Source organism: Brasilonema octagenarum UFV-OR1 (assembly GCF_963888615.1).
Lineage (GTDB): Bacteria > Cyanobacteriota > Cyanobacteriia > Cyanobacteriales > Nostocaceae > Brasilonema > Brasilonema sennae.
Window position 1 is genome coordinate 1 of sequence record NZ_CAWPKW010000276.1, and the last position, 18,883, is coordinate 18,883.

Annotated in this window: 13 protein-coding genes and 1 pseudogene; 5 read left to right on the forward strand and 9 right to left on the reverse strand. The window is 41.3% G+C overall.

The features are described 5' to 3' along the window. The 4 genes and pseudogenes from AC5590_RS23405 to AC5590_RS23420 all read right to left on the reverse strand — a co-directional run. Positions 1 to 248: pseudogene (locus AC5590_RS23405) on the reverse strand (N-acetyl-gamma-glutamyl-phosphate reductase); the annotation flags it as partial. 229 nt (positions 249 to 477) lie between these two features. After that, a complete protein-coding gene (locus AC5590_RS23410) occupies positions 478 to 1,887 on the reverse strand; it encodes a family 2B encapsulin nanocompartment shell protein (RefSeq protein ID WP_169265797.1) in 1,410 nt (469 codons plus the stop codon). Between the two features lie 286 nt (positions 1,888 to 2,173). Continuing rightward, on the reverse strand, positions 2,174 to 3,583 hold the full coding sequence (locus AC5590_RS23415; protein WP_169265798.1) for a family 2B encapsulin nanocompartment shell protein: 1,410 nt from the start codon (positions 3,581 to 3,583) through the stop codon (positions 2,174 to 2,176). A gap of 69 nt (positions 3,584 to 3,652) precedes the next feature. Next, positions 3,653 to 6,010, reverse strand: coding sequence for a family 2 encapsulin nanocompartment cargo protein terpene cyclase (locus tag AC5590_RS23420; RefSeq protein ID WP_169265799.1), 2,358 nt, complete (start codon positions 6,008 to 6,010; stop codon positions 3,653 to 3,655). Between the two features lie 922 nt (positions 6,011 to 6,932). Between AC5590_RS23420 and AC5590_RS23425 the strand changes: the two genes are divergently transcribed. From AC5590_RS23425 to ccsB, 3 genes are all read left to right on the forward strand, one after another. Further along, positions 6,933 to 7,205, forward strand: a complete 273-nt coding sequence (locus AC5590_RS23425; protein ID WP_169265800.1) for a hypothetical protein — start codon at positions 6,933 to 6,935, stop codon at positions 7,203 to 7,205. Between the two features lie 20 nt (positions 7,206 to 7,225). Continuing rightward, on the forward strand, positions 7,226 to 8,926 hold the full coding sequence (locus AC5590_RS23430; RefSeq protein WP_169265801.1) for a DUF3352 domain-containing protein: 1,701 nt from the start codon (positions 7,226 to 7,228) through the stop codon (positions 8,924 to 8,926). A 246-nt stretch (positions 8,927 to 9,172) separates the two neighbouring features. After that, positions 9,173 to 10,216, forward strand: coding sequence for a c-type cytochrome biogenesis protein CcsB (gene ccsB / locus AC5590_RS23435; protein ID WP_169265802.1), 1,044 nt, complete (start codon positions 9,173 to 9,175; stop codon positions 10,214 to 10,216). A gap of 241 nt (positions 10,217 to 10,457) precedes the next feature. Here ccsB and AC5590_RS23440 read toward each other — a convergent pair whose 3' ends face one another. Genes AC5590_RS23440 through AC5590_RS23455 form a run of 4 tightly spaced genes read right to left on the reverse strand, consistent with a single transcriptional unit; the run spans position 10,458 to position 15,149 of the window. Further along, positions 10,458 to 10,877 carry a hypothetical protein gene (locus AC5590_RS23440; RefSeq protein WP_169265803.1) on the reverse strand — a complete coding sequence of 140 codons (420 nt, stop codon included), beginning with the start codon at positions 10,875 to 10,877 and terminating at the stop codon, positions 10,458 to 10,460. 48 nt (positions 10,878 to 10,925) lie between these two features. Next, complete coding sequence (locus AC5590_RS23445; RefSeq protein WP_169265804.1) at positions 10,926 to 12,806, reverse strand: pentapeptide repeat-containing protein; 1,881 nt, start codon at positions 12,804 to 12,806, stop codon at positions 10,926 to 10,928. A gap of 2 nt (positions 12,807 to 12,808) precedes the next feature. Next, entirely contained in the window at positions 12,809 to 14,266 is a 1,458-nt protein-coding gene (locus tag AC5590_RS23450) for a hypothetical protein (RefSeq protein WP_169265805.1), read from the reverse strand. Positions 14,267 to 14,309: 43 nt separating this feature from the next. Then, entirely contained in the window at positions 14,310 to 15,149 is an 840-nt protein-coding gene (locus AC5590_RS23455; RefSeq protein WP_169265806.1) for a hypothetical protein, read from the reverse strand. A gap of 779 nt (positions 15,150 to 15,928) precedes the next feature. Between AC5590_RS23455 and AC5590_RS23460 the strand changes: the two genes are divergently transcribed. Together AC5590_RS23460 and AC5590_RS23465 are read left to right on the forward strand one after the other, a co-directional pair. Then, on the forward strand, positions 15,929 to 16,183 hold the full coding sequence (locus tag AC5590_RS23460; protein ID WP_169265807.1) for a YlcI/YnfO family protein: 255 nt from the start codon (positions 15,929 to 15,931) through the stop codon (positions 16,181 to 16,183). Beyond that, positions 16,176 to 16,601, forward strand: coding sequence for a type II toxin-antitoxin system VapC family toxin (locus AC5590_RS23465; protein ID WP_169265808.1), 426 nt, complete (start codon positions 16,176 to 16,178; stop codon positions 16,599 to 16,601). The genes AC5590_RS23460 and AC5590_RS23465 overlap by 8 nt, the downstream gene beginning before the upstream one ends. Positions 16,602 to 16,662: 61 nt before the next feature. Here AC5590_RS23465 and AC5590_RS23470 read toward each other — a convergent pair whose 3' ends face one another. Further along, on the reverse strand, positions 16,663 to 18,729 hold the full coding sequence (locus tag AC5590_RS23470; RefSeq protein WP_169265809.1) for a prolyl oligopeptidase family serine peptidase: 2,067 nt from the start codon (positions 18,727 to 18,729) through the stop codon (positions 16,663 to 16,665). Positions 18,730 to 18,883: the final 154 nt, after the last annotated feature.

The following is an 18,883-nucleotide window of genomic DNA, read 5'->3' on the forward strand; positions in this document are numbered from 1 at the left end:
GTACTAGCATCAAGGATTTTAACCTTAGTATTGCTGACGAAGCTCACAGCTTCACGAGCTGCATCATCAGGTAGACAAAGAATGGCAACATCGACAGCATTGATCAGTTTCGCTCGCTCAGTTGAATCCCTGCGTCGAGATGCTTCAATGTTAACTAACTCAATGTCATCTCGTTGGTTGAGGCGCGAATAAATCTGTAAGCCTGTGGTTCCCGATTCCCCATCAATGAAAATCTTAGGTTTAGTAATCATGTGCTCAGCATCCTGATCCGTAACAGGTTTTTTGTCCCACCAATACTTAACTTAGTCTGTTGTGGATCAACTCATCAATAAAGCAAAGAAAACCTTTTGGTTAATTTTACCAACAAGCAATTATCATGTCACAATAATGAGTTGCGCTTACGACTCAGAGCCAGTCATGATGCGCCGACTGGCTCAGAGTCATCTACCTTGGTGTCTAAGTGCCCGATTTGTTCCCTCAGCGCCCGATTTCGACACCTTCAAGAATGCCGAGTGCGTCGGGGATGAGTACGGCAGCAGAGTAGTAAGCACTTACTAAGTAGGAAATGATCGCCTTTTCGTTGATCCCCATAAAGCGCACAGACAAACTGGGTTGGTATTCATCAGGGATACCCGTTTCGTGTAGACCTATCACCCCTTGGTTTTCTTCTCCAACACGGAGTACCAAAATAGAGCTAGTACCCTCCTTGGTGATCGGAATTTTGTTACAAGGAAAAATCGGATAGTTACGCCAAGCAGGTACAATCTTTCCGTTGACCTCGATGCTTGGGGAACCGACTCCAAGACGATTACACTCTCGGCCAAAAGCAGCGATCGCCCGAGGGTGAGCTAGGAAGAATTTCGACTTCCTCCGCCGAGAGAGCAATTCATCAAAATCATCTGGAGTCGGTGGCCCGGTGCGGGTAAAGATGCGTTGCTTAAGATCAGCATTGTGCAACAACCCGAAATCATGATTATTCAACATTTCGTATTCTTGCCGTTCCCGCAACGCTTCGATAGTCAGGCGTAATTGTTGCTCCGTCTGGTTCATGGGTTCGTTGTAGAGGTCAGCAACTCGCGTATTCACCTGTAAAATGGTTTGAGCGACGCTTAATTCATACTCCCGTGGATTCAAGTCGTAATCAACAAATGTCCTGGGTAACTCAGTTTCCGGACTATGACCGGCGGACAGAACGATCTCAGCTTGATTATGCTTATCCTGAGGTTTGCTCAATAGAACTCTAAAGCGATCAACTTGAGTGTGCAACGCTTGCGACTGGTTTATCAGCTCCCGAAACGCCTGTACTGGCAAAGACAAAACTATGCAGCGCGTAATAGCTCTGAGGCTAACTTCCCAAGTGTCCTGAGATAGAACTATAGCTTCGCCACCAAAACAATCGCCGTCAGCTAAGATATCCCGTAAAGCTTCCGCTTCATACTTTCCTGCCTTAAGCTTATTAACTTTACCATGAGCAATTAATAATACCTGGTTGGCTGGTTGACCTTCCTGTACAATGACCTCGCCAGGGGCAAATTCTTGTTGCACAAAGCGGTCTGCCAAGGCGTTGAGTACCGAAATATCCTCAAACCCACGCAGTAAAGGTAGCTCACAAAGTGCTTGGGGAATAACCCGTACTTCGGCTCCTGTATTAGTAAAGCTGACCCGTCCATTGCCAACATCATAGGTCAAGCGACGGTTAACCCGATAGGCTCCACCCGTGACTTGTACCCAAGGCAACATCTGTAACAACCACCTAGGGGTAATCCCCTGCATCTGGGGCGGAGTTTTCGTGGTTTTGGCTAGATTCCGCGCCCCTTTCGTGCTTAAGCTCATTTGGGGTTGCCCGTTTTCTTGGTCTAAATCTGGCCTAAGCGAAGCATCTGTCATAACGTTAACGTTTCATCCCACTAAATTTACATTCCTAAGAGAGACCATCGGGGGTAGGGTGACCCCCAATACGGTTCGGTTAGGAAAGTTATCTATTGAGTCAAGTAGGGGAGTGAGTGGAGCACAGGAAGTGGGGGGGGAGTAAAATTAACGTATATCAACTCTTTTTCTCCCCCATCTTCCCCTAGCTCCCCTACTTCTCCATCTTCACTCCCTAGCTTTAAGAGCTTATCCGAACCGTATTGGGGTGACCCCTGCCCCTACTTTAAGGAGGGTGTTCGACTATTTAGAGACCAATTTCTACATCTTCAAGGATGCCTAGTGCGTCAGGAACGAGAATGGCTGTAGAGTAGTAAGCACTAACCAGGTAGGAAATAACAGCCTTTTCGTTGATATTCATGAAGCGAACAGACAAACTAGGCTGATATTCATCAGGAATGCCAGTTTTATGAAGACCAATCACTCCCTGGTTGGCTGCTCCCACACGCATTAACATGATGGAGCTAGTACGCTCTTTTGTAACGGGAATCTTATTGCAAGGATAGATGGGAATACCACGCCAAGACGGAATTGCACTGTTGCCTGCGGGGATAGGATCAGGATAGAGTCCAAGGCGGTTACATTCCCGACCAAAAGCAGCAATAGTGCGGGGATGGGCTAAGAAAAAGCTTGGTTCTTTCCAAACAATAGAGATCAACTCATCAAGATCATCGGGAGTTGGGGGACCACTGCGGGTAAAAATACGTTGTTTGAGATCAGCATTGTGTAATAGTCCGAAGTCACGATTGTTAACCATTTCGTGTTCTTGGCGTTCTCGTAATGCTTCGATGGTGAGCCGTAACTGTTCCTCCGTCTGATTCATGGGTTCGTTGTAGAGGTCAGCAACCCGTGTATTGATTTGCAAAATGGTTTGAGCAACGCTTAACTCATATTCCCGTGGATTGAGTTCATAATCTGCAAAAGTCCCAGGTAATACTGCTTCCGCGAGGTGGCCGGAGGTAATATCGATATTAGCTTCCCCCTCTTGGTTTTTGGGTTGGCGCAATTTTGCCCTGAATTGATCCACTTGCGCTTGTAACGCCTCGGACTGGTTAACCAGGTTTTGAAAGGCTGCTTGAGGCAGAAACAAGATGGTGCAACGCGTAAGGGCGGTGAGGGTGACATCCCAAGTATCCTCGGATTCGACTAAAGCGTAGTCGCCAAAATGGTCGCCATCGGCTAATACATCCAAAACAACTTGCTCGTCATACTTGCCTGCGCCAATTTTATTGACTTTACCATGAGCAATCAGCAAGACTTGATCCGCTTGTTGACCTGCTCGGATGATGACATCTCCGGCAGCAAATTCTTGTTGCACAAATTGACTAGCCAAGGCGTTTAAGACCTCAGTATCTTCAAATCCCCGCAACAAAGGTAACTCAGTGAGTTCTTGAGGAATGACCTGTATTTGAGTCCCTGTATTGGTAAAGGTGACTCGTCCATCTCCAACCACATAGGTTAAGCGACGGTTAACCCGATAGGTACCACCCACTGCTTCTACCCAAGGCAGCAGTTTTAAGAGCCACCGTGAGGTAATTCCCTGCATCTGGGGTTGAGTTTTGGTGGTTGTTGCCAAATTACGCGCTGCTTGGGTCTGCAAACTCATTGGCAATTGCTCAATTTGATTTTGTATGGGAGTGTTTGCTGCATCAGTCATGATTAATCTCCATTGGTAATGTTTGTTGACAAGTTATTTGATCGCAATAGGGACTCAGATTGAGTTGAGTTAACCTTTCCTTCCTAAGAGCGATCCAATTTTGGTAGCTGAAGTCCCTAACCCTGTCGGACCACTCAGTAAGTTCTGCACCGCTGGCTGAATATTGGTTTGAGTTGTTTGCTGACCAACACTTGGTCTAATTTGGGTCGCCCCAGTGCCTAATCCTGTTGGACCATTGAGTAACCGCTTTTGTGTCGAGTTATTCCGCAATTCAAATTCCTTATAGCGGTCTACTGCCCTATGCCACTTAAGTACGCCGCACATCCACTGTTCCAGTTTCTTGACGTAACCGTACAGTTTCTCACGGGCACTGGTATCCAGGTCGAAATCATCACACAAGATAGGGAGTTCAGTCGCAACGATATGTTCAAACTGACGAGCACGAGAGGTCATCAGGTCGTTAACAATTGCGACAGCCTCGGGGATATCGCAGTTAAGGAAATTCTGAACCGCCAGCACACCGTTATTAATCTCGCCCTCAAATTCGATTTCTTTCTGGTAAGAAAAAACATCGTTCGTCAAACAGGCAAAGTCAGCGGCTGAATTATCAATTCCCTGCATGGTTCGGCTGCGGAAGATCTCTGGTGGGATCTCGTCCCCTTGGGAAAGTCGAGACAGGCTCATGGTTAGATCGGAGCCAAAGGTCTTACGACGCATCTCCACATAGTCTATGGGGTCTGGAATGCGATTTTGGATCTGGTTAGCTAGTTCCCATAACCAACTTTCCGTCATACTTTCGATCGCCTGACGAAACAGACGACGAGCATTAGCTGTCATCGGCCCAGCCGTCCGCGCCCAAATATCAGCTAAACCCCGTTCGACTGGATTGGTTGCTTCGGGAATGGAATCTCCATCAAGGGGCATAAACGCCGATAGCCGAGCGTTAAAAACTTTTGCTCCTGCCATGTTGCGGCTATAGCCATACAATGCCGGGAAGTAGTCATCAGCATAGGTTCCCCAAACGAGCCAACAAGCTGTGATATTCAACTCAGGACCAGATCCATTGGGATGAATATAAGCACCACATAAAGCTACGTCGGCGACATCGAATTTGTGGTCATCCCAGATGTAAATACCTGGCATCCCTGGCAGTACGTCCAACATCCCCATTTGCCGCGCCCATTCCTTAGAATGTCGCCGAGCCTCCTCTAGATGAGGATTCAAGCTGGTGGAGAAGGGCATATAAAACTGCGGCAGTTTTACTGATCCTACAGGCTGATAGGGGATATGGGTAAAGCTTTTGAACCGTTTTAGTCCCAAACTATCGTATAAAGCTCCCAGACGAGCCGCCGATGTGCCTAGTCCAGTGGGGCCGCCTAAAAGCCAGCTTGTTGCTGAAGATTTGTCTGATGTCTGGTTCATGTAGCGGCTCGATCTCATGTGCCACTCATGACCTCCCGATTGCCAGTCTTGAAGTCCTTTGGCATATAGGACTACTTTTAGACGCTCATCAGGAGTCAGACTATATTCCTCGAACAACCAAGGAAGCTCAGTAACAAAGGTGTTCTCGAACTGTTGCACCCTAGATGTTAGTAAGTCGTTAGTTCGATTAGCCGCCTCTTGGGTACTCACATCGAGGAATCGTTCTAAAACCAAGACACAGTTAGCATTTTCCCCTTCTTCTTCTACTTCTCTTTGGTAAGAGAAGATGTCATTTCGCAGATGTACCCCGTCAGAAAAGGTGTCTTTGAGGACACGCATTGGTCGAGTGGGGGCGATCGCAGCCGGAATTTCTGCCCCAACCGCGTGTTCCACTAGGTTAGCTGACCAAGGCGCTCCCCCCACCTTACGGCGCATCTCAATGTACTCAATGGGGTTAGCGACTCGATTTTGACTGATGTTGGCGAGTTCCCACTGAGATTCTTTGAGAAGATTGATGGTACTCTCAGAAAACCGGATTACCCAGTCTTGGGAGGCATTAGGGATGGTGCGATCCCAGAGATCTACTAAACCGCGTTCTACGGCATTGGTGGGTTCTGGCTGCGTTTCTTGGGGCTGCACAGGCATAAATGCTGGCAGTCCATTAAGGTACTTCTTAGCCCCAGCCATATCTTGGCTACGCTTGTAAAGCTCAAGGAAGTGATCATCAAAGAAAAATACCCAAACATACCAGTCAGTTACCAGATTGAGCATGGGTTCATCGGCATCTGGATGGGTATAGGAACACAGCAAGGCATAGTCATGGGCATCAAACTTGCGCTCATCCCAAATTCCATAATCTTCTGATCCCTCTGCCCCACCCAAAATCCCCATTTCATAAGCCCAGGCTTTAGAATGTACCCGTGCCGCTTCCAGGTTTGGGTTCAGTCGTGCCGGCCAAGGCACATAAAAACTCGGCAACTCAAAAGGTTGCTTGCTTGAAGTCATTGTCCATTTAAACCTATCAGTGAAAAATGACAAATTGGACGAATAAATTTCAGTGCGATTCGCTTTTAGACAAGTTATTTTAAGAACACCACACTTTGGGCATCTGCCTGCTAAAGCATCGCTACGATCATTGTCCTATTGGACTTTTGAGTCACTTTATTTTTGATCTTCGACCCTTGCAAATCAGTGCTTACTAGGGTTTGCCTCTAAATTCACCAGAGTTTATCTCTAAGGTAAGATGCATTCGAGTAAAACAATCTCATAGTGAAACAAAAAAAGCAATAGGTAGAGTAAAGCAGTTAAGCAGATAGTTAAATCAAAATTGAAGACATTAAGACAGTTAACTAAATCTCTTCTTTATTACGTAAAAACACATAAATTTGTAAAGAATTGACTATAAAAATACCTTCTTTTTCTGACTAATTCTTTTAAAATCAGACATACTGATTTTAATACTGAGTGACTAAAATATATCAATTTTTTCCGGGTGCGAGATGTGAGTTAAGCAGACAGTTAAGACAGTTAAGACAGTTAAGATAGTTAAGATAGTTAAGATAGTTATAAAACTTTACATAATTGGTTAGACTTAGAACTTAAGCATTGACAAAGTAGACAAAAAATGCATTTTTGAAAAAATGAAAGTGGTAGGCGATTGCACGGAGCACAGAGGTCAAGGGCGTATCGCTAATCACTAAAAGCCTTGGAAGACAGTAGGACTTACGCAAGCGTCACAATATAAGGTCAACTGGCACATATATTTCAAATTGAGGTAAATGCTCGTAAACATTGATTTATAAACGTTATAGCTAAAATATCTCCGTGTGACAATTTTAAGAAAAATGTCCCAGTTGCGTAAGTCCTGTGTCTTTAATTTTGAACTTTGAATTTTGAATTTTGAATTGTTATCTGGGGTAGGAACACTATGAGAACTACTACCATAGGACTTACGCATGAGTTACTAATGAACTTGACTGTGAGATTGCTTCCTTACGTCGCAACGGGTGCAACTACGTTATTGTTGCGTAAGTCCTGTACCAAACCATTAACTGATTCGTGTGACTTGAACACTTACCTCTATTCTTACTGGCAGAATCATGCGGATGCTGGATGTGTACTTTTGCCGGAGATTATGCCAGGGGTTTGTCGCATGATGGTGTCAATAGATTTTTGCTACCGAACCCAAGGATTTATTTGATAAAATCAAACTGCATATCAATGAAGAAAAAAAAGAAACCGTCTCTGGTACTAACGCTCTCGTTTGCAGGATTCTTAATTTGTGCAGGGAGTGGAGGGTACTGGCTGTTAACTCAGGGAAACTCATCATCTAAAGATTTACTACCAGGTGCGAATATCATTCCCCAAGATGCCCTATTTGCAGTATCTGTGAGCACAGATCCAGGACAATGGGACAAATTACGAGAGTTTGGCACAAAAGAAACTCAAAGCTTACTGGATAAAAATTTAGTGCAGTTGCGCGATCGCTTCTTAACTAGTAATGGTTACGACTTCCAAAAAGATATCAGTCCTTGGGTTGGCGATCAAGTCACAATCGCAGTTCTCGCCCCAAACGCCAGTAAACCAGTGTCAAAGCCGATTGCGACTGATGGAGAAGCAACGACTAATGAGCAGTCGATGGTTATGATTCTGCCAGTCAAAAATCCCGAAAAAGCAAGCAGCATTTTAGCACAACCCAAAGCCGCTAAAGGCGGTAAGTGGATTGACCGCACTTACGAGAATATTGTTATTAAAGAAACTGAAGGGCAAGTAGGAGAAAAATTTTCAACAGCCCTATTGGACAAACGTTTTCTCGTCATCACTGGTAATTCCAAAACCACAGAACGGGCAATTGACGCATATAAACGTCAACAATCCCTAGCGACAAGTCCGGGTTTTGCAGACAATGTGCCAAAAATTTATAATTACCAACCCTTTGGTCAATTCTATGTGAATGTGCCTTACTCTGCTAGAATAGCCGCTAAATCTCCAAACCGCCCTTTGCCTGCTGAAGTTTTGAGTCAACTTCAAAATAATCAAGGTATAGCAGGGACGATGACTTTGGAGTCACAAGGAATTCGCTTAAAGAGTGTTTCTTGGCTAAATCCGACCAGCCCGCGCGTGCTAACGGTGGAAAATAAAGCAGGAAACATGCAAAACCGCTTGCCCACAGAAACCTTAATGATGCTGTCTGGCGGAAACTTACAGCAGTTTTGGACTGATTATGCCTCAACTTCCCAAGCAAATCCCTCTGCACCAGTTATGCCAGAACAACTGCGAAATGGTGTCAAATCCCTCACAAATCTTGATTTAGAGCGAGATTTGCTCTCGTGGATGAGAGGAGAGTTTTCTGTCTCAGTGATTCCAAATACTCCCAAACAAGGTATAGCAGACGATTTTCGTGCTGCTTTGGTTTTCATGGTACAGGCAAGTGATCGCAGCCGTGGTGAAACCGCCCTCAAGCAGCTTGATGAAGTTATGAAAAATCAATACCAGTTCCAGATAAAATACACAACAGTTGATGGTAAACCTGTTGTCAACTGGCTCGGACCTTTTGGAACTTTGACAGCCAGTCATGGTTGGTTAAATGATGATGTCGCTTTCTTGGCGGTTGGTGGATCTGTCACTGATAAAATAGTTCCTAGACCAAATAACACCCTAGGCAGTAGTGGCTCATTCCAGGACACAGTTCCACGACAACCCAATCCTACAAATGGTCAGTTTTTCTTGGATGTAGAACATACGGCGAAAAATTTTCCTCTACCGGTTTTCTTGCCTGAACAACAAACTTTGTTACAAGCAACACGCTCAATAGGAGTGACAAGTGCTGTGAGTGATAGCCGCAGTACTCGCTACGACATTTTTGTATCACTTAAAAAAGCTGGAAAACCAGATCCTTTACCAAGTCCGGCAAATAAATGATGAATCATTGAAGAAGTAGTCAGAACTCAGAACTCAGAATCAAGATGAAGAAGTAGTAGTAGTAGAATTCAGCATCACTTCTGTTGGGGAATCAACCCCAACCGATTGTAGACAACGCGCTTGTGCTCTACTTGGATCCCCATCCCGCCATTCATCATTCATCATTTATAATTCCTACCTGCGTTAAAACAGATAGGATCGTAACAATCGAAATCCATAGCATATTGACTGGGGATAAAGTTAATTATGAATTTGGTTGGACTCCAGAATTGGCTAGACAATGCCTCATTTGCAGTTCTATTTGTGACAATGCTAGTTTATTGGGGCGGGGCGGCTTTTCCAAACTTGCCTACAACTGTTGTAGGTACGGCTGGAATGGCGATCGCTAATTTGTGCATAGCAACCTTACTAGGTGCAAGATGGCTAGAAGCTGGGTATTTTCCTCTGAGTAATTTGTATGAATCTTTATTCTTCTTAACTTGGGGAATAACCACTGTCCATCTGATTGCCGAAAATACAAGTCGCAGCCGCTTAGTAGGAGTTGTGACTGCACCTGTCGCTATGTGTATCACCGCTTTTGCCACTCTCACCTTACCATCGCAAATGCAAGTCGCAGAACCTTTAGTACCTGCGCTGAAATCTAATTGGCTGATGATGCATGTCAGCGTGATGATGTTGAGTTACTCAGCTTTGATGGTGGGTTCACTTGTGGCGATCGCCTTCTTGATTGTCACCAGTGGTAAAGAAATCCAATTACAAGGAAGTTCTGTCGGTACTGGTGGATATCGTAGCAACGGCTATCGCTTGCATAAAGTAACTGATCTAAATGCTCAACCATCGACAGTTGCTGCTGAGAATAACGGAGTCGCGCGTATAGAAAGCAATAACAACGGCAAAACTGCTGTCTTAGATTTAGTCACCGTCACTCAGTCTCAAGCTGTCGCAACAGAACCCCTTTCACCCCAGCGTCTGAGCCTTGCCGAAACTCTAGACAACATCAGCTATCGTATTATTGGATTGGGATTTCCCCTGTTGACTATTGGCATCATTGCTGGTGCTGTTTGGGCTAACGAAGCTTGGGGATCTTACTGGAGTTGGGATCCGAAGGAAACTTGGGCACTGATTACCTGGTTAGTTTTTGCTGCTTATCTTCACGCTCGCATCACTCGCGGTTGGCAAGGGCGTCGTCCTGCAATTTTAGCCGCCAGTGGCTTTGTTGTTGTTTGGATTTGCTACCTAGGGGTTAATTTGTTAGGTAAGGGTTTGCACTCATACGGTTGGTTTTTGTAATCACCTAACCTCCTCCCCCTCTTCACTTGCAAAGAGGGGGTAGTTAAACCACTGTTGAGAGGGAACATCAAATTTCAAAATGAGTCACTTTATAGCTTGATTGGGCAAAAGTCCTACAAGCTGATGGCGCTATCCTCCTGAAGGGAGCCACCCAAAGGGCGATCGCGTAGTGCCTCCTACTGCCCAACAAAACTTGGCTTGGTTGCCCTAAATCAGAGATTTAGGGAAGCGCTTCAATCACCTAACTTGCTTCCAGAAATCCCTTTACTGTCTCAACAGAAACGCTAACAACAGGATGATTGAATATTGCTTTTAATGCCTCTGTGCCACCTGCTTTTAGGGCACTAAGGAGCCGCTGTTTGAGGCTCGGGTTATCATTGATGTGCTCTTTGATTACCTCAATTGCAACAGCTTCTTTTCTAGTTATAGGATTCTTAGCCAGTTCATTTAGCAATTCCTGAATCTCTGCCTTTAAATCTGACGATACATGAATTTCGCCACCTATTATTTCAGCAGAATTAGTTACATCCTTATCAATGATAATATCTACATTATTTTCTGTAGAACTTGTACTTTTTTCAGTACGGATTTTTCCACCTTCAACTTTAGAACCATTTACACCGCCGCCAATCTTAATAGATGCTCTATTTGTATTAGTCATGTTTTTGCCTCACTTGCAGACTGTATTTAAACTAAGAAAACACTATCTTTATTCATCCTCTTGGTTAGAAGATTGATCAGAGGAAGAATCCTGACTTTCTGAACTTTTGTCATCACCAGGTTCAGGAACTTGTTCAGTTTCAATACTGGCTCCCAAAATTTCACTGTTATTCACATCTCTACCAATATTAACTGAACCATCAATTAAATCGTTCCCAGCACTTTGGGAATTAGCTGTAGCATAGGTGTTTAATATGAATTGTGCGCCTTCCTTGGAAAGATTAGATATAACAGCAACAGCGGATTTATCACCATTTACTATACTTAAAAAAGAATTTTTATCAATTTGAATTTCACCATCTCCTTTGGGACTCCAGTCAATACAGTCAATAAAGCAACTTGTTTGATAAACTCTATTATTCTGAGCTTGTTTATCACTTTTATTTTGATGTTGAACTTCATTGATAACTATATTTAAATTTAGACCACCCCTTTGAGTTTGAAAGAATTTAGCACAGTTGAGATGACATTTATCTAAAGTGAGTAGTGTTAAATCTGCATATCTAAAATCTACTCCGGTTAAATTACTTTCAATCAAGCTACTATTTCTTAAAGTTGCATTAGAAAAATTAGCTTTAACTAAATCAGATTTTTCTATTCTAGTCTCTATCATTCTGGCACGATGGAGCCTGACTTCGTTAAGGTTACATTGATTGAAAATACTAAAACAAAGATTTGTATCAGAAATATCTGCTGATTTTAGTGTTTTGCCATTGAATGTTGTTCTAATAAATTCACAATTATAAAGTTTTGCTTTTAATAAGTAAGTAGCTTCAAAATCTGTATCTATAATTACGTTATTACTGAGATCTACATAATTCATTAATGCGTTATCAAACTTACAATTACTAATAGTTCCCTTTTTCTCGACTTTCCCTTGTGTGGGCAATACTGGTTTTGAGCCAATACGACAAGTAATTGATTCAGTTACGCTTGTATTTTGCTTCTGAGACTTATCAATTTGTACTCCTAAAGTAGTAAACCGAGATTTCGTAAATATCGTTTTATCAAAGGCACAATCATAGAATATACAATCTATTAAGTGCGATTCAGAGAAGTTTGTATTTTCTAAATTAGAGTCTTCAAATTTGCTATATATCCTAGTTTTCAAAAAACTACAATAACTTAAATCGCAATTTAAAAAACTAAGATATTCGTTATTCTCTAGTCTTGATTTATTGTAATTTAAGGTTCGGCTATTGTCAAAAACTGATTCTCTTAACCGTGCTTGCATAAACTCTACTTTAGATAATTGACAATTAGTAAAATTTGCAAACTCCATTGTAGAGTTTATGAATTGCACATGAGTAAATTTCGAGCCATTAAAACTAGCAAGACTTAGCTCCGAGTTGATAAACTTTACATTATAAAGCTGGCAGTTTTGGCAATTCAGTTTATAGAGATTACTAACTCCATCAAATTCAATATACGCTACTTTTATACCAGATTCGCTACATTTTTCCAGAAATATTCTTGGGTCATTATCGCCTAAGTCTGTTTGATTAACCTCAGCCTTAAAGGTTAGGGTAAGAAAACCTTTATTGATTTGTATTTTATCAGTACCTCTTAATGTGCCTATAGTTGGCAATGTGTCTACAGTAGAATTGAGAGAAACGCTAATTTCCGGATCGCTGTAATGATTAAACTCAAAACCATCTAGTTTTGACCAAGAGATATTCATGAAAAACCAGTATCTCGAAATCGGTATTGCTGGTAATGGCGTAGGAGGGACTACCAACACCTGAGGGTTATTGATATCTCCATAAACCATGACAGTACAAATGCAACCTTTATGCTCATAGCTTATATCGAATGCTTCAGGCAAGGAAATATTTCTCTCTCTGGGTCCAATAGCAAAACTTATTATCATAATTAATTAGCCTCCTCACCCGTTTTGCTGTTGATTGTATCTTTGATTCGCTCTAATACTCTTGACTGATTTCTCATAACTTCCTGAGCAGTAACTTTTAAAGTACAATATCCCCTAATTTGGTCATTAACTAATTTATTCTCAAAGTCACTCTCAGCTTGTTCGTCCCATTTTCCACCAATTTTTCTGTATTCTTCATCTCGGCAATAGACAATAACACCATAGTTTTCAAAATCTATGACTAAACACTGTGCTAATTCCTGTCTTGGTGCATAATTTCTTATATTATTAGGTACAGGTAACTCCTGTTGTTGTACCATTGTGCTCAATGAGCTTAAAAAGTTAACACCAACAGGAGATAACTCAGACTGTAGTTGTAAGTCTTGCCACGATGAATTAGATTTTGGCCATCTCAAGTAATATGTCGGTCTTTCTACAACTTTGCCATTACCATTTACGCTTGGAATAACTTCAAGTGAAGGAAACTTTAAATCTTTGATAGATTCGTCAAGACTAGCGACATCTTCAAACATTTTTTTGCCCTGAGAAATCAAAGCTCTAATGGGTGTACTGACTTTATAAAAATTATTTTGTAGTTTATTAATAGAATCTGTATGGCTTTTATAGGCACTAATTGTTCGTTCTAGTTCTTGCCTTTTTTGTTCTAGTTCTTGTATTTGTTGAATCTGTTCTGCTTCTCGAAACTGAAGTTGCTTTAATTGCTCTTGGTCTTGTGTTTGTTGCTCTTCTAAATTTTGTTTTTCTACTTTTATCTCTTCTAGCTCTTTATTTTTCTGTTCAGCTTCTTTAACGGCTCCTTCATACTCTTCACTTAATCTAATTTGTTCCGCATTTTTGTAGAAAGGTCTAGGGTTAATACCATATATAATTACTGTCTCCAAGTCCTCACGAGCAGACATATATTTTTTAGAAGCAGCAACTATAGCTTTGCTTAAATAAAAAGCAAATGTTGAAGAAATAGCTGCTAAAACAAAAGCTATAGCAGGAAGATACGGGTCTGCATACTTGGCATTTTGATTTCCTACTAATACTGCTTGGAATGTTATAAATACATCTCCTAATAAAATAAAAAATATTGGTGAAACTTTCCTACCAAATAAAGACATTTTTATTCTTTGCCCAAGAATCTCTGATTCATCTACTAGAGTAGTTATAGGTAAAGCAGCCGTTACAAGTAAACTGAGTACACCTTTAATTGGAAATATAAGTATCTTGTCGCTATCCGACAGAGCAAGCCTTTGTCCAAAGGAGTAGTCCAATATTGCAAACTGCCCAAAACCCAGACAGCATAAAACAATGAATAACATCAAAAATAGAATTCTGTGGCGAATTTGTTCTTGTTTATACCATGTTTCAAGTTGTTTACGGGATTTTGGACTTTCAATGTAATTTTGGTACTGTTCTTCAATCTCTTGTCTGTCTGGCTCATTTACAGTCATGTTTACTCCTTAATGAGATTGATAATTTTTGTTCTTCAATAAGCTATAACTGTTTTAAATCTTTGGGAATTTCGCAAGCAGGAGATTCAGGACTATCCAAATAAGTTTTTTTGTATTTTGCTTCTATCATTGATTCCAAATCATGCTCAAGAAGAACTCCGCCCATATCACTTATCTCTAAAAATTCTCTTGCTACTTCATTACTAACTTGTTTACCTTCATGAAAAGCCTCACTTGCATTTATCCTTCCTTTTTCTTTTTGTCTTAACAAAAATTTTAAAATTGGATATTGTCTGGAAAAATTGAAATAATTAATGGCTCCGACTTTTGATGTATCTTTATCCCGTACGTAACGTTCAAGAGTTATATTCACTCCAGCTTCTTTCATTTCAAGTGGTAGAGAAACCAAGAAAATAACACTTTTAATATTGGGATTACGAATTTGAAGGTTTCTCTCCATGCTCAAATACAGAACTTGTTCTTGTTGCTTATTATCATTAGACGGTTTCCAGGCAAGACAAGTATCTTTATTTGTATAAATAAAACCATTAGCATATTCATCTATACGACTAATATCAAAAATTTTATAGTTACTAGAAAATGTAACCAAAGTCGTAATTTTTGGTGTATAGTTTATGCTGGTTAATACTTTGTCTTGTTTTTCTGTTTTTATATTGACATTGACGGGTAATCTCAACACTAATTTATGAGGAGAGCAGCTTTGACTTCCAAATATGCGACTGTAGATAGAATCATTCAGTTGCACACTTTCCTTCTGAGCGTCTTGAGTTGTAAATTCACATTGATGCTTACAGGATGTCAGTGCTAAACTAGCCAGGATAATAGTTGCACTAATTCCTAATAATTGGTAGAAACTTTTCATTTACACCTGTATGATTCAACATATTTACAGCCATTTTCAGGTAAATAGACTACAGTCGTAGAGGCGCAATATCTTGCGTCCTTACAAGCGGTGTGGTTCATTTAGGTGAAAACTGCTGTAATTTGCAAAAGAAGTGCTATTTGTTTACTATTTTGGCTGTAAATAGTCTGTAGCGTGAGTTCACCATTGCTGATTTTGTAGATGGTTACAGTGTCCACTCATACTAAATGCGTATACTTATGCGGAATTTACTAACTTAACTACCAATTCTCTTCGCTGTATTCCAGATATTTACCAAACTTTGTTCTAAATTACTCTCACAATAACAGCTACTTAAGTACTATGAGTATCTATTGAAACCACATTTTACTCAATCTTTACCTTCTCTGACATCTTGCACCTTTCAATAAGGGTAGGGTGAGTACTGTCAGCCCTACGAAATAATAAGCCTTTTTCGCCTGCGATTTTCGCTTAGGAGGCGGCGGTACAAGATTATGAGTTCTCTAACTGTTTTTGTTTTTTCAATAAAAAAGCTAAGAATAACAAAAAGATGTGATAGAAATCACACTAAACTATAAAAACACGAGTAAGTGCCCGAATGGCGCTAACTCGTGTTTAGATTAAAGGGTAGCGATCGCTCAATACTGTTCGGTAGGAGAAATCCTGCTTTTAGCTTTGATCGCGGGCCAGAAAGTACGGGGTTTTCAGCATTTTTCTTATAAACTCACTTCAATTGCGGTTACAATAAGTGGTATCATAATTTGGTTACAAAAGCTGCTATGGAACGCGAAGCTGTAACAATCCGTTTTCCATCTGATCTACTTGCTAAAGCCAGAAGTCTCAAGGAAGGCAATGAATCTTTGAACGATTTAGTCATTGAAGCTGTAGAGCAGGAGGTGCGACGTCGGAGGGGTTGGGCAGCCCATCAACGGATTATTGCTCGCAGCGAGGCAGTTAAAGTGAAAACTGGTATACAATCAGCCTCTACAGAGTTGATCCGTAGCCTCAGAGAGAGCGAGGATCGATATGACTAGAGTCCTGTGCCTTGATACCAGCGTTTGGATACCTTACCTTGTACCAGAGACTTATCAGCTTCAAGCTAGAACCTTAGTCACAGAGGCATTAAGTCTTAACTTGCGCTTAGTGGCTCCAGCATTTACTTGGGCAGAGGTAGGATCTGTGCTGCGAAAGAAAACTCGAATGAAAGTGATCACAACAGAGGAAGCACAGGGTTTTTTTCAAGACTTCTGCGAACTTCCCATTGATTACATAGAAGAGGAAGTCATTCGGGTGAAAGCTTGGGAAATTGCAGAGCGATATGTACTACCTACGTTATATGATGCAGCATTTATAGCTTGCGCTGAAAGTGTTTCTGCCGAGTTTTGGACGGCGGATGTAACACTTGTCAGACAACTCACGCCTCGACCGATTTACCTAAGAGAACTTTCTTGAAATTTAGTGCAAAAACGCAAAGAATTCTTTGCGTTTTTGCGTTTTTGCGTTTTTGTAGAGACTAAACTTTCACATCCAATGTACGCACCAAAAATGCCCACTTATCTGCAATTTCCTCAATGATCTTTGCTGTAGGCTTACCAGCACCATGTCCCGCTTTTGTCTCAATTCTAATCAGTGCTGGCGCATCACCATTGTGAGCAGCTTGCAAAGCAGCGGCAAATTTGAAACTATGGGCGGGAACAACGCGATCGTCATGATCGGCTGTGGTAATCATTGTTGCTGGGTATGCTGTACCTGGTTTAAGTTTGTGCAATGGCGAATAAGCGTAAAGTGTTTTGAAATCTTCTTGATTGTCTGGCGAGCCATATTCAGAAGTCCATGCCCAACCAATAGTAAATTTATGGAAGCGCAACATATCCATAACACCCACAGCAGGTAAAGCAGCACCGAATAAATCGGGACGTTGAGTTATGCAAGCACCAACAAGTAATCCGCCGTTACTTCCACCGCCAATTGCTAACTTAGCAGGCTTTGTATAACTGTTGGCAATCAGCCACTCAGCAGCAGCAATAAAGTCATCAAACACATTTTGCTTTTTCGACTTCATACCCGCCTGATGCCATTCTTCCCCATACTCACCGCCACCGCGTAAGTTAGCCAAAGCATACACACCACCCATTTCCATCCATACTAAATTACTGACAGAAAAGTTGGGGCTTAGAGAGACATTGAAACCACCATAACCATAGAGATATATAGGATTATTACCATCTAATTTAATCCCCTTTTTATAAGTAAGAAACATTGGGACTTTTGTACCATCATTGCTTTTATAAAAAACTTGTTTTGTCTCGTAATCTTCGGGGTTAAAAGCTACCTTTGGCTGACGGAAAAGTGTGCTCTTTCCGCTTACCATGTCGTAGCGATAGACGGTTCCTGGTGTGGTAAAGCTGGTGAAACTATAGAAAGTTTCGGTATCATGTCGCTTGCCATGAAAGCCACCGGCTGAACCGAGTCCTGGTAATTTAACCTCACGTATCAATTTGCCTTTTAGGTCAAAAATCTTAATTTGGCTATGAGCATCTTGAAGATAATCAGCAACAAACTGGTTATTAAGTATACTAACGCCTTCTAAAGTTTCTGTCGCTTGAGGGATGATTTCTTTCCAGTTTTCTCGTGCCGGATTTTTAGTATCAATAGCAATGACTCGTCCTCTTGGTGCGTTGAAATCAGTGCGGAAATAGAAGATAGAATCGTCATTATCGATCACACTGAAACTAGACTCAAACTCCTGAATCAGTTCTACAACTTTCGCTTTTGGGTTCGTCAAATCTTTGTAGAAAACTAAATTTCTAGGGTCAGATCCTTGCCATACAGAAATAATAAGGTAACGTCCATCTTCTGTGACATCACCGTTAAATCCCCATTCTTTCTGGTCTAGACGATTGTAAATCAGTAAGTCTTCTGATTGAGGTGTTCCCAGTTTATGGTAGTAAAGCTTTTGGTAATAATTAACATCTTCTAATTTTGTTTTTTCCTTTGGCTCATCATAGCGACTGTAGAAAAACCCTTTACTATCATTTGTCCAGGATGCACCAGAGAATTTAATCCACTTCAAGTGGTCTTTGAGGTCAATACCTGTTTCAATATCCCTCACTTTCCATTCTTGCCAGTCAGAACCAGCAGTGGATAGACCGTATGCTAAAAAATTACCATCTTCACTAATAGTTGTTCCTGAAAGAGCAACAGTACCATCTTCTGAAAGTGTATTTGGGTCAAGTAAAACTTTTGGTTCAGCGTCGAGAGAAGTTAAGGTGTATAAAACAGACTGGTTTTGCAGTCCGTTATTTTTAAAGTAAAAGTAACGCTTACCCTCTTTGAAAGGAAGACTATATTTTTCGTAATCCCATAATTTGGTGAGACGCTGCTTAATTTTTTCTCTTGCAGGAATTTCCTGAAGATAGCCAAAAGTCACTTTATTTTGTGCTTCTACCCAAGCCTTTGTTTCTACTGAGTCAGGATTTTCTAAGGGACGATAAGGGTCTGCTACTGAAGTACCGTGGTAATCATCAACTTGATTGTTTTTGGGGCTAACTGGATAGCTCAAGTGTTTTTTTTCAGACATATTTCGGTGTGAAGAGGGTAGTTTTACATAGTGTAGGGGTTGGTCCTTAGTTATGCCATTTTGTATTGATGAATGCCAGTCAGTATAAGTTTTGGCAATTGCAATATCAGGAGCTAACAACCACCTACATATAATGATAGTTGTGAGTAAGATG

Bases quoted from the DNA above. Each gene is read 5' to 3' on its own strand.
- AC5590_RS23410 (WP_169265797.1), bottom strand. From the start codon at position 1,887: ATGACAGATGCTTCGCTTAGGCCAGATTTAGACCAAGAAAACGGGCAA.
- AC5590_RS23415 (WP_169265798.1), bottom strand. From the start codon at position 3,583: ATGACTGATGCAGCAAACACTCCCATACAAAATCAAATTGAGCAATTG.
- AC5590_RS23420 (WP_169265799.1), bottom strand. From the start codon at position 6,010: ATGACTTCAAGCAAGCAACCTTTTGAGTTGCCGAGTTTTTATGTGCCT.
- AC5590_RS23425 (WP_169265800.1), top strand. From the start codon at position 6,933: ATGAGAACTACTACCATAGGACTTACGCATGAGTTACTAATGAACTTG.
- AC5590_RS23430 (WP_169265801.1), top strand. From the start codon at position 7,226: ATGAAGAAAAAAAAGAAACCGTCTCTGGTACTAACGCTCTCGTTTGCA.
- ccsB (WP_169265802.1), top strand. From the start codon at position 9,173: ATGAATTTGGTTGGACTCCAGAATTGGCTAGACAATGCCTCATTTGCA.
- AC5590_RS23440 (WP_169265803.1), bottom strand. From the start codon at position 10,877: ATGACTAATACAAATAGAGCATCTATTAAGATTGGCGGCGGTGTAAAT.
- AC5590_RS23445 (WP_169265804.1), bottom strand. From the start codon at position 12,806: ATGATAATAAGTTTTGCTATTGGACCCAGAGAGAGAAATATTTCCTTG.
- AC5590_RS23450 (WP_169265805.1), bottom strand. From the start codon at position 14,266: ATGACTGTAAATGAGCCAGACAGACAAGAGATTGAAGAACAGTACCAA.
- AC5590_RS23455 (WP_169265806.1), bottom strand. From the start codon at position 15,149: ATGAAAAGTTTCTACCAATTATTAGGAATTAGTGCAACTATTATCCTG.
- AC5590_RS23460 (WP_169265807.1), top strand. From the start codon at position 15,929: ATGGAACGCGAAGCTGTAACAATCCGTTTTCCATCTGATCTACTTGCT.
- AC5590_RS23465 (WP_169265808.1), top strand. From the start codon at position 16,176: ATGACTAGAGTCCTGTGCCTTGATACCAGCGTTTGGATACCTTACCTT.
- AC5590_RS23470 (WP_169265809.1), bottom strand. From the start codon at position 18,729: ATGTCTGAAAAAAAACACTTGAGCTATCCAGTTAGCCCCAAAAACAAT.